The 12,540-nt window shown below is 72.6% G+C and carries 11 protein-coding genes and 1 tRNA gene; 7 read left to right on the top strand and 5 right to left on the bottom strand.

Annotated features, from left to right (window positions below):
• Positions 1–46: 46 nt before the first annotated feature.
• Positions 47–466: a MarR family winged helix-turn-helix transcriptional regulator gene (locus ACWGUG_RS17410; RefSeq protein ID WP_336396792.1), complete on the top strand. Its 420-nt coding sequence runs from the start codon at positions 47–49 to the stop codon at positions 464–466.
• A 41-nt stretch (positions 467–507) separates the two neighbouring features.
• Here the strand turns inward: ACWGUG_RS17410 and ACWGUG_RS17415 are convergent.
• Positions 508–581, bottom strand: a tRNA-Met gene (locus ACWGUG_RS17415).
• Between the two features lie 92 nt (positions 582–673).
• Here ACWGUG_RS17415 and ACWGUG_RS17420 point away from each other — a divergent pair.
• Together ACWGUG_RS17420 and ACWGUG_RS17425 are read left to right on the top strand one after the other, a co-directional pair.
• Entirely contained in the window at positions 674–1,192 is a 519-nt protein-coding gene (locus ACWGUG_RS17420; protein ID WP_452325355.1) for a DUF6328 family protein, read from the top strand.
• On the top strand, positions 1,189–1,992 hold the full coding sequence (locus ACWGUG_RS17425) for a carbon-nitrogen hydrolase family protein (protein ID WP_452325356.1): 804 nt from the start codon (positions 1,189–1,191) through the stop codon (positions 1,990–1,992). The genes ACWGUG_RS17420 and ACWGUG_RS17425 overlap by 4 nt, the downstream gene beginning before the upstream one ends.
• Here the strand turns inward: ACWGUG_RS17425 and ACWGUG_RS17430 are convergent.
• On the bottom strand, positions 1,979–3,199 hold the full coding sequence (locus ACWGUG_RS17430) for an aminotransferase class I/II-fold pyridoxal phosphate-dependent enzyme (protein ID WP_336396796.1): 1,221 nt from the start codon (positions 3,197–3,199) through the stop codon (positions 1,979–1,981). The two genes, ACWGUG_RS17425 and ACWGUG_RS17430, sit on opposite strands and share 14 nt — an antisense overlap.
• Before the next feature lie 115 nt (positions 3,200–3,314).
• Here ACWGUG_RS17430 and ACWGUG_RS17435 point away from each other — a divergent pair, with 115 nt between their 5' ends.
• The 3 genes from ACWGUG_RS17435 to ACWGUG_RS17445 are packed head-to-tail and all read left to right on the top strand — an operon-like array spanning position 3,315 to position 7,659.
• Positions 3,315–4,886 carry a S1C family serine protease gene (locus tag ACWGUG_RS17435; RefSeq protein ID WP_336396797.1) on the top strand — a complete coding sequence of 524 codons (1,572 nt, stop codon included), beginning with the start codon at positions 3,315–3,317 and terminating at the stop codon, positions 4,884–4,886.
• Between the two features lie 47 nt (positions 4,887–4,933).
• Positions 4,934–6,211 carry a CDP-glycerol glycerophosphotransferase family protein gene (locus ACWGUG_RS17440; RefSeq protein ID WP_452325357.1) on the top strand — a complete coding sequence of 426 codons (1,278 nt, stop codon included), beginning with the start codon at positions 4,934–4,936 and terminating at the stop codon, positions 6,209–6,211.
• Positions 6,208–7,659 (top strand): CDP-glycerol glycerophosphotransferase family protein, encoded by a 1,452-nt coding sequence (locus ACWGUG_RS17445; RefSeq protein ID WP_452325358.1) that lies wholly within the window; start codon positions 6,208–6,210, stop codon positions 7,657–7,659. The genes ACWGUG_RS17440 and ACWGUG_RS17445 overlap by 4 nt, the downstream gene beginning before the upstream one ends.
• A gap of 7 nt (positions 7,660–7,666) precedes the next feature.
• Here the strand turns inward: ACWGUG_RS17445 and ACWGUG_RS17450 are convergent, their stop codons facing one another.
• Positions 7,667–8,692, bottom strand: a complete 1,026-nt coding sequence (locus ACWGUG_RS17450; protein ID WP_452325403.1) for a glycosyltransferase family 2 protein — start codon at positions 8,690–8,692, stop codon at positions 7,667–7,669.
• Positions 8,693–8,801: 109 nt separating this feature from the next.
• On the opposite strand from ACWGUG_RS17450, the gene ACWGUG_RS17455 reads away from it, so the two are divergent.
• Entirely contained in the window at positions 8,802–10,079 is a 1,278-nt protein-coding gene (locus tag ACWGUG_RS17455; protein ID WP_452325359.1) for a CDP-glycerol glycerophosphotransferase family protein, read from the top strand.
• A gap of 11 nt (positions 10,080–10,090) precedes the next feature.
• Here the strand turns inward: ACWGUG_RS17455 and ACWGUG_RS17460 are convergent, their stop codons facing one another.
• Positions 10,091–11,494: a maltokinase N-terminal cap-like domain-containing protein gene (locus ACWGUG_RS17460; protein WP_452325360.1), complete on the bottom strand. Its 1,404-nt coding sequence runs from the start codon at positions 11,492–11,494 to the stop codon at positions 10,091–10,093.
• Between the two features lie 91 nt (positions 11,495–11,585).
• On the bottom strand, positions 11,586–12,497 hold the full coding sequence (locus tag ACWGUG_RS17465) for a hypothetical protein (RefSeq protein ID WP_452325361.1): 912 nt from the start codon (positions 12,495–12,497) through the stop codon (positions 11,586–11,588).
• Between the last annotated feature and the right edge of the window lie 43 nt (positions 12,498–12,540).

Below are 12,540 nucleotides of genomic sequence, written 5' to 3' on the forward strand. Positions count from 1 at the left end.
GGAGCACGACCACGCCGTGCTGCGTGTGCTCACGTCCATTCGTAGCATGAGCGACGCCATGGAGCGCATGCACAGCGGGATGAAGGGCGACATGGCGATGAACGCCTCGGACGTCGCCGCACTGCGGCTGCTGGTCATCCGGGAGCGCACCGGGCGTCCGGTGAGTCCGCGCGACATCGCCCAGCACCTGCGCATCAGCACTGCGTCCACCACCAAGCTGCTGGACCGGCTGGTCGAGTCGGGCCACGTCGAGCGCCGGCCGCACCCGAGCGATCGGCGGGGGCGCGTGGTCGTGCTGACGGATTCCGCACGGGCAGCGTTCTTCACGGTGTTCGGCGCACGCTTGCGCGCGATGCGCGAGGTCGCCATGAGGTACGACGGGCATGATCTCGACGTGATCGCCCGATTCCTCGACGATCTCGGCGAGGCCATGGATCCCGCAGCCACAGAGAAGCGGGAGACATGAAGAAGGGCGCCCCCTCGTCGGGGACGCCCTTCTTCTTTCTGTTGCGGGGACAGGATTTGAACCTGCGACCTCTGGGTTATGAGCCCAGCGAGCTACCGAGCTGCTCCACCCCGCGGCACAAGAAATAGCCTAACACGGGTTTCGAGTGGGTCGTGCCACAGGTCGCCTCGGGTTGCCGCGACGCGAGCGGCGCGAAAGGATGAGCGCATGTCCGATCGCCCCGAAGCAGACTCCGTGGCGGACCGCGCCGAGGGTCGCGACGAGACCCGCGAGGAGCGCGCCGACCGCAACTGGAACGAGGTGCTCCAAGAGCTGCGCGTGCTGCAGACGGGCACGCAGATCCTCACCGGCTTCCTGCTCGCCCTGGCCTTCCAGCCCACCTTCGCCGAGCTGAGCGCCGGGCAGCGAGCTGTATACCTCACGCTGGTGGTGCTGGCAGCCCTCAGCTCGATCATCGCGCTGGCCCCCGTCGCCCTGCACCGCGTGGTGTTCCAGCAGGGTGCGAAGCCGGCGGTCGTCCGCTACGGCCACGTCGCCCTCATCACCGCTCTGCTCACGGTCTCCGTGCTCATGGTCGGGGTGGTGGCGTTCGTCTTCGACGTCGTCGTCGGCGGATCGGCCTTCTGGTGGGCGCTCATCCTCCTCGCCGCGGTCATCGTCGCGCTGTGGGTGCTGGTCCCGGCACTCATCCGCGTCCGCGCGAGAGAGAAGGGCGGCGCCCGATGACGGACACCCTGGGAGTGGGCGTCGCGCAGTTCGCGCCGACCGCCGACACCGCGGCGAACCTGGACGCCATCGACCAGCTCACGGCCACCGCGTCCGCCCGCGGGGCCCGTGTCGTCGTCTTCCCCGAGTACTCGAGCTACTTCGTCGACCCCTTCGACGAATCGCTCGCCGCCAACGCCGAGGAGCTCGACGGCCCCTTCGTGCAGGAACTCGCACGGATCGCGGCCGCACATGACGTCGTCGTCGTGGCGGGCCTGCTCGAGCGGGCGAGCGACGAGGCGCGCGTGCGCAACACGGTGGTCGCCGTCGACGGGGCGGGCCTGCAGGCGCACTACCGGAAGATGCACCTGTACGACGCGTTCGGACAGCGCGAGTCGGACTGGGTCGAGGCGGGGGAGCCGGCGCCGCCGCAGACCTTCGCCTGCGGCGGTCTGACGTTCGGACTCATGACCTGCTACGACCTGCGCTTCCCCGAGGTCGGACGGCTGCTCGTGGACGCCGGCGCCGAGGTGTTCGCGGTCCCCGCCGAGTGGGTGCGCGGCCCGCTCAAGGAGCACCACTGGCGCACGCTCCTGCATGCCCGCGCCATCGAGAACACGGTGTTCGTGGCAGCGGCCGATCACCCGCCGCCGCTCGGGGTCGGTCACTCGCTGATCGTCGATCCGCAGGGCGTCGAGCTCGCCGCGGTCGGTACGTCGACTGATGTCGCGGTCGCCCACCTCGACCTCGGCGCCATCGAGCGTGTCCGCCGGGTCAACCCGGCGCTGCGGCTGCGGCGATTCGCGGTCAGCCCCCGGTGACCCCGGATCCGGCCGCCGAGGCGAGGCGGGATGCCGCGTCCTCGAGCACGTCCACGCGCTTGCAGGCCGCGAAGCGCACGAGCGTGGCGTAGTCGGCTCGGCGTTCGGCTGTCGCGAACGCCGTGAGGGGGATCGCCACCACGCCTGCCCGCTCGGGAAGCCCGCGGCAGAAGTCCGCGGCATCCGTCGCGCCGAGCGGCGCCGCATCGGCCACCGTGAAGTAGGAGCCGGCAGGCGTGGACACTTCGAAGCCGGCGGCCCGCAGCCCGGCGCCGAGCAGGTCGCGCTTGGCCCGCAGCGTGTCGGCGATGCCGCGGAAGAAGGAGTCCGGCAGCCGGAGTCCGGTCGCGATGGCAGGCTGGAACGGGCTGCCGTTGACGTACGTGAGGTACTGCTTGACCGCGAGCACGGCGTCGACGAGCGGGGCGGGCCCGGTGACCCAGCCGATCTTCCATCCGGTGGTGGAGAACGTCTTGCCACCGGACGAGATGGTCAGGGTCCGGTCCCAGGCGCCGGGGAGGGTGGCGATCGGCACGTGCGGCTCGTCGAAGACGAGATGCTCGTAGACCTCGTCGGTGACGATGAGGGCATCGTGGTGATGGGCGAGCCGCACGATCTCGTCGCGCACCTCGGAGCCGAAGACGGCTCCGGTGGGATTGTGCGGGTCGTTGACGAGGATGAGGCGCGTGCGGTCGCCGACCGCGGCGCGGAGCTCGTCGAGATCGGGCTGGAAGTCCGGCCACCGCAGCGGCACCGTGACGAGCTTCGCGCCCGCGAGCGCGACGACGGCCGCGTACGAGTCGTAGTACGGTTCGAAGACGACCACCTCGTCATCGGGCCCGTCCAGCAGCGCCAGCAGCGCTGCGGCGAGCGCCTCGGTCGCGCCGGCCGTGACGAGTGCGTCGCGGGCAGGGTCGATGTGCAGGCCGTAGAAGCGCAGCTGGTGCTCGGCGACCGCGTCGAGGAGATCCGGGATGCCGCGACCCGGCGGGTATTGGTTCACGCCGTGGGCGATCGCGGCGCGGGCGACCTCGAGCACCTCGGCCGGGCCGTCCTCGTCGGGGAACCCCTGTCCGAGGTTGATCGCGCCGGTGCGGGCCGCGAGGGCGGACATCTCGGCGAAGATGGTGGGGTGGATCGACCCGTCCGAGCCGACGAGTCCGGCACCGGCCGCCGTGCGGTGCCACGCTCCGGGGATCTGTCGCATCGCTTCACCGTACCGGGCGGGCTCATCCCCGTTGCATAGGCGAGTCCCATTCCCGACATAAGAAACGCACAGCATCGGTGGGCACAGTTGTGAGTGCTTGGCAGAAGGAGCAATCATGAGCGACATCCAGGGCGACCGCCCGGAAGACCACGTCCCCGCCGACGCGTCGGCCACGCCCGATGACACCACGGCGCCGAGCGTCACCCCTGCACAGCCCGCCGTGCCCGCCCAGCCGGCGGCCGAGGCCGCCGCCCAGCACCGCGCGCCGACCCAGCCGGTTCCCCCGGCGGGGTATCCGGCCGGCGGCCACGCGTACGCACGTCCGCAGGGGTATGCCGGACAGCCCGCGCCGCACCCCCACTCCTACGCGGGGCAGGGCGGCGCATCCGGTCCCGGTGCCGCCTTCGGCGTCGCGTCGGCCGACACCATGCCCACGCTGCCCATCGACGGCGGCGACCGCGGCACGGCCACGGCGCAGGCTCCCAAGAAATCCTCCGGCGCCGGCAAGGTGGTCGGCCTGCTCGTCGCCGCGGCCATCGTGGGGGGCGCGGCCGGCCTCGGCGGCTCGTACGCCGGCGTGAACTGGTTCACGTCCGCGGCGACGTCGCCCGCCGCCGGCCCGAGCACCGTCACGGTGAACGACTCCGATTCGGTCAACGAGACCACCGGCATCGCGGCGAAGGTCGTGCCGAGCGTGGTGACCATCTCCGCGACGGGCTCGGCGGGAGCCGGAACCGGCTCCGGCGTCGTCCTCTCCGAGGACGGCTACGTCGTGACGAACACGCACGTGGTGACCCTCGACGGGGCGACCGGCGACGCGCAGGTGCGCGTCACGACGGCCGATGGCCGCGTGTACGACGCCGAGATCGTCGGCACCGACCCGACGTACGACCTCGCGGTCATCAAGCTCCAGGACGCCGAGGGTCTGACCCCGATCGACTTCGCCGACTCGAGCGACCTGAATGTCGGCGACACCACCGTGGCGGTGGGGGCGCCGCTGGGACTGGCGAACTCCGTCACCGAGGGCATCGTGAGCGCCCTCAACCGCAGCATCCAGATCGCGTCCTCCGCCGCGCCGGACACCGGAGACGAGAACCAGGACCAGCCGGAGGAGAACGGGCAGGAAGGCCCGTTCCGCTTCGACTTCGGCCAGGGCGACCAGCAGTCGACGGCGACCGAGAGCATCTCCATCGCGGTGATCCAGACCGATGCCGCGATCAACCCGGGCAACTCCGGCGGCGCGCTCGTGGACTCCGAGGGCAGGCTCATCGGCATCAACGTCGCGATCGCGACCGCGGGCGGTGCGTCCGCCGACGGCTCCGGCTCGATCGGCGTCGGATTCGCGATCCCGTCCGACATCGTCGAGCGGATCACCGACGAGCTCATCGAGAACGGCGAGGCCACGCACGGCCTCCTCGGCGCGACCGTGCGGCCCGCGGCATCCGTCGAAGGATCGACCATCACCGGGGCGTACATCAACGAGGTGACAGACGGCGGCGCGGCGGCGTCGGCGGGCCTCGCCGCGGGCGACGTCGTGACCGGCTTCAACGGCGTGCCCGTCACCGACTCCACCGACCTGACCGCGCAGGTGCGCGGCGCTGCCGCCGGAAGCGAGGCGGAGGTCACCTTCGTCCGCGACGGGGAGACGCAGACGGTGACCGTCACGCTGGGCGCGCTCGAGCAGTAGGCGGCACGCACCGGGGCGCCATCACGCGAGCAGGATAGGCTCGCGTGATGGCGTCCTTCTCGTTCGGCGCGGGGAATGCGCGGAAGCTCGCGACGATCCCGCTGTATGCCGCAGGACGCATCCTCACCCTCGTCGTACCGCGCTCGCGCGACGAGTGGGTCTTCGGCTGCGCCGTCGGCATCGCCGACGGCGCGCTCGCCCTCTGGGACGCCGCCGCCGCCGACGGCCGGCGCGCCGTGTGGCTGGTCGGCAGCGCGCGAGAGGCGCGGGATGCCGCAGCCCGCGGCATCCCGAGCGTCCCCAAGCGGTCGCTGCGGGGACTGTGGCGCACGGCGCGGGCGCGGGTGGTCGTCGTCACGCACGGCTTCGGCGACGTGAACCGCTACGCCGTCTCGGGCGCCTTCGTGGTGCAGCTGTGGCATGGGATCCCACTGAAGCGGATCGGCCTGGACTCGCCCGAGACCCTGCGGCTGCCGCGCGCCATCGCGCGGACGCCGGCGGCGCGGCCGGCGCATGCGATGCTGCGGGCGATGTACCGCGGCGCCGCGCGCCGGATCCGCCTGCTCCCCGCCGCGTCGCACCTCGTGCGGGGCCGGCTGGAGTCCGCGTTCGCGCTCCCCGACGACGCCGTTCTCGTCACCGGCGAGCCTCGCGTCGACGTGCTGTCCCGCGGCACCGCGGAAGACCGGCGCGTGCAGGCCCGCGCGGCGATCGCGCGGGCCGTGCCGCGGGCCGAAGGGTCCGGGCGACTCGTGCTGTACGCGCCGACGTGGCGCGACGGCGCGCCCGACCCGGCGATCCCGACCGCCGCGGAGTGGGCGCGGATCCTCGGCGTCCTCCGCCGCCACGGAGCGACGCTCCTCATACGCTCCCATCCGCTCGGCGCCGGCGACTACGTCCCGCCCGTCACGACGGATCTGGTGCAGTCGCTCGGGAGCGATCTGGTGGCCGACGTGACCCCGCTGCTGCCCGGGCTCGACGCCCTCGTCACCGACTACTCCTCCCTCGCGTTCGACGCAGCCCTCGTGCCGCTCCCGACGCTGTTCCTCGCTCCCGACGTCGTCGACTACGCGAAGCGCCGCGGGTTCTACGGCGCATACCGGGATGTCGCGGGCGACGAGTGGGCCGTCGACTGGAGCCAGGCGGCCGCGCAGCTGGACGCGCTCTTCGGCGACGAGTCGGAGCGCGAGCGGCGCGTCGAGCACGCCATGGCGCTCAGCGCGCGTGTCCACGCGCACCGGGACGGCCGCAACGCCGAGAGGGTGTACCGTGCGATTCTGGCCGGTACGGCCGCCCACGCCCGCCCGAGGGAAGGAAACGGATGACCGACGCGCGCTTCACGACGGACGGCGGACCTGCGCTCGTGCTCTCGGGCGAGGGCGAGCGGCCGGCGACCGTCGAGCTCGTGGGCGCGCGCGCCCGGGTCGTCGCACGTCTGAGCGGCCGCGGCAAGACGTGGCGGGCGACGCTGCCCCTCCGCGCCGCGCGATGGGGCGGGCCCGAGCTGCCGCTGCCGACCGGGACGTACGAGGTCCGGGTGACGGATGCAGCGGACCGGGGCATCCCTGCTCCCGACGCGCTCCCGCTCACCCAGCTCGGAACGCTGCGTGCCGAGCTCGAGCAGTGGACGCTGCGCGTGGGACCGCCGATGGACCCCGCCTACGACTCCGGCGAGGGACAGGATGCGCTCGAGCGCCGCTACGCCACCCGTCCGGCTTCCGGGTTCGAGAACGCGGTGTTCTTCGAGAGCTTCTACGGGCGCAACGCCAGCTGCAATCCGCTCGCGATCGATCGGGAGCTCACGCGCCGCGCGCCGGGCGTGACGCGCTACTGGAGCGTCGTGGATCTCTCGGTGGCAGTTCCCGAGGGCGCGATCGCCGTCGTCGAAGGCACCCCGGAGTGGTGGCGGGCGCGGGGCGCCGCGCGTCTGCTCGTCGTGAACGACTGGCTCCGCCGGCGATTCGCCCGGCGCAAGGGGCAGGTCGTGCTGCAGACGTGGCACGGCACGCCCCTCAAGCGGCTCGCCCTGCACCGCCCCGGCTTCGACCCGCGGCGCATGGCCGCGGTGGTGCGAGAGTCGCGGCGCTGGAACATCCTGCTCGCGCAGAACCCGTATGCCGCCCGCATCCTCGGCAAGGCGTACGCGTTCCTCAGCCGGCCGATCTGGGTGGAGGGGTATCCGCGCAACGACGTGCTCGCGAGCGGCGACGGGACCGCGACGCGCGGCGCGCTCGGGATCCGGCCCGGTGAGCGCGTGCTGCTGTACGCGCCGACGTGGCGGGACGACCGCGAGCAGATCGTCGACTTCGTCGACCCGGTCGCGCTCGCCGCGGCGACGGACTCCGTCGTGCTGGTCCGCGGGCACTCCCGCACGCTCCTGCCGGGTCGCGACGCCGAGGGACCGCGCGTCATCGACGTCACCGGATTCCCCGACACGTCGCAGCTGCTTCTCGTCGCCGATGCGCTCATCACCGACTACTCGTCGGTGATGTTCGACTTCTCGGTGACAGGCAAGCCGATGTACTTCCTCGTGCCCGATATGGAGCACTACCGCGGCGAGCTGCGCGGCTTCTACTTCGACCTCGCCGAGCACGCGCCGGGCCCCATGGTTCGCACGCAGGACGAGCTCGCCGCCGCCCTCGGCGATGACGACCGCGAGCGTTACGCGGAGAGGTACGAGCTCTGGCGGGCGAAGTTCAACGCCCGCGACGACGGCCACGCCGCCGAGCGCGTGGTCGCCCGCATCCTGGATCAGGGGCTCATCGACCCCTGAGACCCCGTCAGGGCAGCGGCGTGTTGCGACTGCCGAGCCGCGAGGTGTCGACGGTGTCGTGGGCGCCGCGGATGATCCCCACGACGAATCCCCAGCCCCACGCGAGGTGCATCGTGGGCAGCACCGCCGCCGTCCAGAGCTTGTCGCGCCAGCCTCGCCCCCCGCCCGGGCCGAGCGCCACGCCGATGACGAGCGCGACGTACACGACCAGCGGCACATAGACGACGGATGCCGCCACCGACCACCACCCCTGGAGCACGCCCGTCAGCTGCAGGGCCGCCACCACCACGGCGAGCAGGATCGTCAGCACCAGGAGCGGCGGAGCGAAGAAGCGCAGCGAGTTGCCTCGACCGAAGCGCCGCACCAGCTCGCCGCGCCACCGGCCGGTCGCCGCGAACTGCCGCACGAGCCTCGTCCAGCTCTCTCGCGGCCAGTACGTGACCGCGAGCGCCGGATCGAACCACACCCGGTAGCCCGCGCGACGGATGCGCAGGTTGAGCTCCCAGTCCTCGCCGCGGCGGATGCTCTCGTCGAAGAGCCCGACCTCGTCGAGCACGGCGCGCCGCATGACGCCGAGGTAGGCGGACTCCGCCTCGCCCTCCTGCGTGCCGCCGTGGTACGCGCCGCCGCCCAGGCCGATGGGGGAGTTGTACGCGCGGGCGACGGCTCGCTGGAACGGGGTGCGGCCGTCGGCGCGCATCACCCCGCCCACGTTGGCCGCGCGCACGCGGTCGAGCGACGCCAGGGCCCTGCGGGCGTAGCTCGGGTCGAGCTCGGAGTGCGCGTCGACGCGCACGACGGTGGGGTAGCGGCCGGCCCGGATGGCGAGGTTCAGCCCGATCGGGATGTCGGCCGCCGGGTTGTCGACGAGGATGATCCGCTCGTCCTCCCGGGCCAATTCCCGCGCGAGCTCCGTCGTGCCGTCCGTCGAGGGGCCGAGCGCAAGGACGAGCTCGGTGGGTCCCGGCACGTCCTGCGCGAGGACGGTCTCCACCGCCCGGCGCAGGTAGCCCCGCTCGTTGAGCACCGGCATCACGAAGCTCACACCGGCGTCCGGCGGGACGATCGGAGCGTCCCTGCGCCCGTGTTGCTCGACATGCACGCGTCGATCATGTCACGGGTGCCCTGGGTAGGCTGGACGGGTGGCACTGGTCTCGGACGGCAGGAAGGCGATCGCGCTCGTACGGAAGGCGGTGCGCAACCGCTCCGCCGTCATCGACGTCAGGCGCACGCAGTCGGCCGGGCCGCAGCATCCGCCGTTCCACTACCGGGTGGCGGTGTACTTCGCCGATGGCGCGGTCAACATGTACCAGATGCGGCAGTGGTACAAGCCGCTCGCCGGGCTGGCCAAGACGTGGCCGGTCGTCGTGCTGAGCCGGTCCGCGACGGGCGCGCAGGCGCTGCTGGCAGACGACGCCCTGCCGGTCGCGTTCGTGCCGACGGTGCGCGATCTGGAGCGCTTCATCTCCACGCAGGACATCCGCGTGGTGCTCTACGTGAATCAGAACACCCGCAACTTCCAGATGTTCCGCTACGGCCGACGCTGGCACGTGTTCATCAACCACGGCGAGTCCGACAAGATGTACATGACCACGAACCAGTACAAGGCCTACGACTACGCCATGATCGCGGGCGACGCCGCACGGCAGCGGCTGTCGCGGGTGCTCTGGGACTACGACCTCGACCACAGGGCGATCGCGATCGGCCGCCCGCAGGCCGACCACTACTCCGGCGCGCTGCCGTACACGCCCGACGACCGGACCGTGGTGCTGTACGCGCCCACGTGGGAGGGCGACCGGCCGTCGGCCCACTACGGGTCGATCGTCACGCACGGCGAGGCGCTCGTGGCGGCGCTGCTGCGCACCGGTCGCCATCGCGTCATCTACCGGCCCCACCCTCGTTCGGGGGTCGTGAACGCCGAGTACGGCGCCGCGAACCGGCGGATCATCGCCGCCCTCGCCGCAGCGAACGCCGCCGATCCTGCGGCGCAGCACGTGTTCGACGACGGCCCGGACCTCGGCTGGCAGCTGTCGGCCGCCGACGTCGCGGTCGTCGACATCTCGGCGATGGTCTACGACCGGCTGGCGGCCGACAGGCCGCTGCTGATCACGCGTCCGGCCGACCCCGCGGCCGCCATCGACACCCACGGCTACCTGTCGGCGTGCGAGTGGCTGACCGCCGCGGACGCCCCCGACATCGTCGCGCAGACCGAGCGGGTGCTGGACGACCCCGACGCGGTGGCCCGCCTCGAGCAGTGGGTCTCGCGCTACTTCGGCGACACGACGCCGGGCGCCGCGACCGCGCGGTTCCACGCCGCCGTGCAACGGCTGATGGACGAATGGGACGCGTGGTACGCCCGCTCGGTCGACGAGCGCGACGACGAGCCCGAGGACGAAGCCGAGCTCGACGACGAGGGCTGAGGCCACGCCGGTCAGGCGACCGCGGCCGGACGCCCGACGAGCCGCGCGACGGCGCCGAGCGGGATCGTGACCCACGTGGGGCGGTTGCGCGACTCGTAGATCGCCTCGTACACGGCCTTGTCCAGTTCGAGCGCGGCCAGCAGCGGATGCCGGGGGTCCAGCTCGCCCCCCGAGGCGGCGGCGTATCCGTCCACGAACGCCTGACGCGCTTCGCGCGCCCATCCGCGCACGGCCTCGGTCGACCGCGAGGGATCGTCCCGCCGCAGCGAGCCGGCGACGTAGTCGAAGGAGCGCAGCATGCCCGCGACGTCGCGGAGTGCGAGATCCGGCTGCGTGCGCTCGGTCATGGGTCGCAGCGGCTCGCCCTCGAAGTCGACGACGATCCATCCGCGCTCCGGAGAGTGCAGCACCTGCCCCAGGTGGTAATCGCCGTGGATGCGCTGCAGCGCCGGCCACGGCACCTCCAGCGCCCGCCGGTACACGGCCGCCGCGGCCTCCCGCTGCTCGGCGATCTCGGGCACTTCGGCCATGGCGATCGAGAAGCGGCGCTCCCATGTCGCCGCGGTGGCCGCGCGGTCGGCCGCCGTGGCTGTCCGTGTGGGAAAGCACCTGGCCAGTGCCAGATGCACCTCGGCCGTGGCCGCGCCCAGAGCGTTCGCACTGTCGCGGAAGTCGTCGCCGCGCGCGGCGGCCCGCAGTGCGACCCGCCAGGCGTCCTCGACGTCGGGGAGGAATTCCTGGGCGAACGCCAGGGAGCCGCGCACCGAGCCGTGCGCCGTCGTGAGGTCCGGCCACGTGCCCTCGATGGATCCCACGGGCAGCGCGACGTGCGCCGAGCCCGATGCCGCCAGCGCCTCCTGCAGCTCGATGTCGGGGTTGAGGCCGGCGTGCAATTGGCGGTACACCTTGCAGATGATCGGCATGCCCTCGCCCTCGTACACGAGGGAGGTGTTGGACTGCTCGCCGCTCATCACCCGGGCCGACCTCGCACCGGGGTGCCCGCCCGACGCGGAGGGGCGTCCGAGAGCGAGGGTCTGCGGCCCGTGTGCGGTGCCGCCCTCCGCGATGAGTCGCAGGAGCGCTTGGGCGTAGGCCGGATCGTGCGGCCCGTCGATGAACGTCGCGCCCGGCGTCGGACTGCCCACGATGTGATCCGGATCGGCGTCGACGGTCTCGGTCGCCCGCTCGACGATGGGGATCTGGTAAAGCACCGCCGGAAGCGCTCCCTCGTCGGCCACGAGGAACGTGCGCACGCGCACGCCGCCGTCAGCGGGGGACAGATCGTCCTCGGAATCGTCCGAGCCCGGGGCGAGATCCCACCAGGCCACCAGCCGCAGGCTGGGTGGCCGCCCCTTCGCGGCGTACCACCGCTGGCGCGGCATCCACGCCGCCAGGCACGCCAGAGTGCTGTCCATACCTGCGAGCGTATGCCCGCGCAGGTGGCGTGTCGAGGAACCGCATGCAAGCGCTTTCAGCATCGGCTGACGATCGGGAGAGGGTGCGCGCTCAATCCTCGTCGGGAGGTGCTTCCAGCGCGGGCTTCCCGCGGCGCACGACCCTGCCCACCGCCGAGGTGCCGCGCGAGACTCCGCCCGCGACGGCCGCCCCCGCACGGCGGATGCCGCGCGAGGCCAGTCGCTCGATGCGGTCGGCGCCGGGCCGCGGCTCCAGCTCGACGGGGAACTGCCACGGCGGCGCGCCGAAGGCGCGACGGGCGCCGACGAGCACCCGTCGGCCGAGGATGTGGTTGCCGGCGCCGCCGATCGCGGCGCCGATGCCGAACGGCAGCGCCTTGCCGATCCACGACGCACCGCCGCGCACTGCGAACTGGTGGATGAACGAGTTCTTGAGGCGGTCGACGAGGGGCCCCACCGCGGCGCGGGGGATCGTCTTGGTCACGAGCTCGCCCCAGTAGCGGTCCCGGGTGGGTCCGCGGCCGGCTGCCTGCCCGGCGAGCTGGGACACGAGGTCGACGCCCTCCTTGCCCAGCATGAGCGTGAGCACCAGCGCGCGTGCGCGGTCGGGATCGGCGACCGGGATGCCGTGCACCTCGGTCACCGATTGGGCGAAGAGCGTCGTCGCCTCGAGGAAGCCGACGGTCTCGACGCCGCTCAGCGCCAGCGTCACCCCGGTGCCGATGCCGGGCACGACGGCCGTCGCTCCGACCGCGGCGCCGCCCGTCGTGACGGCGGCGAGGTACCGGCGCTCCAGGATGCGGACGATCTCGGCGGGGGAGGCGTCCGGATGCCGCAGGCGGATGCTGCGCAGATGCGCCAGCACCACGGGGCGCTGGATCGCCAGCACGCGGTCGAGCGCGCGGATCGTGAGAGGGTGCTCGTCCGACCCCGTGGGCGGCAGACCTCCCTGCCACGGCGCGTCGCCGGGAAGCGAGTGGATGCGGTGAACCTTGTCGGTCATCGCGCCGAGTCTATGCGCCCGATCCGGACCGCCGACGTGGGGT

This window comes from Microbacterium sp. NPDC055455, assembly GCF_053619935.1.

Bases quoted from the DNA above. Each gene is read 5' to 3' on its own strand.
- ACWGUG_RS17430 (WP_336396796.1), bottom strand. From the start codon at position 3,199: ATGCGACAGATCCCCGGAGCGTGGCACCGCACGGCGGCCGGTGCCGGA.
- ACWGUG_RS17420 (WP_452325355.1), top strand. From the start codon at position 674: ATGTCCGATCGCCCCGAAGCAGACTCCGTGGCGGACCGCGCCGAGGGT.
- ACWGUG_RS17425 (WP_452325356.1), top strand. From the start codon at position 1,189: ATGACGGACACCCTGGGAGTGGGCGTCGCGCAGTTCGCGCCGACCGCC.
- ACWGUG_RS17460 (WP_452325360.1), bottom strand. From the start codon at position 11,494: ATGGACAGCACTCTGGCGTGCCTGGCGGCGTGGATGCCGCGCCAGCGG.
- ACWGUG_RS17435 (WP_336396797.1), top strand. From the start codon at position 3,315: ATGAGCGACATCCAGGGCGACCGCCCGGAAGACCACGTCCCCGCCGAC.
- ACWGUG_RS17445 (WP_452325358.1), top strand. From the start codon at position 6,208: ATGACCGACGCGCGCTTCACGACGGACGGCGGACCTGCGCTCGTGCTC.
- ACWGUG_RS17465 (WP_452325361.1), bottom strand. From the start codon at position 12,497: ATGACCGACAAGGTTCACCGCATCCACTCGCTTCCCGGCGACGCGCCG.
- ACWGUG_RS17450 (WP_452325403.1), bottom strand. From the start codon at position 8,692: ATGCCGGTGCTCAACGAGCGGGGCTACCTGCGCCGGGCGGTGGAGACC.
- ACWGUG_RS17410 (WP_336396792.1), top strand. From the start codon at position 47: ATGAGCGACGCCATGGAGCGCATGCACAGCGGGATGAAGGGCGACATG.
- ACWGUG_RS17440 (WP_452325357.1), top strand. From the start codon at position 4,934: ATGGCGTCCTTCTCGTTCGGCGCGGGGAATGCGCGGAAGCTCGCGACG.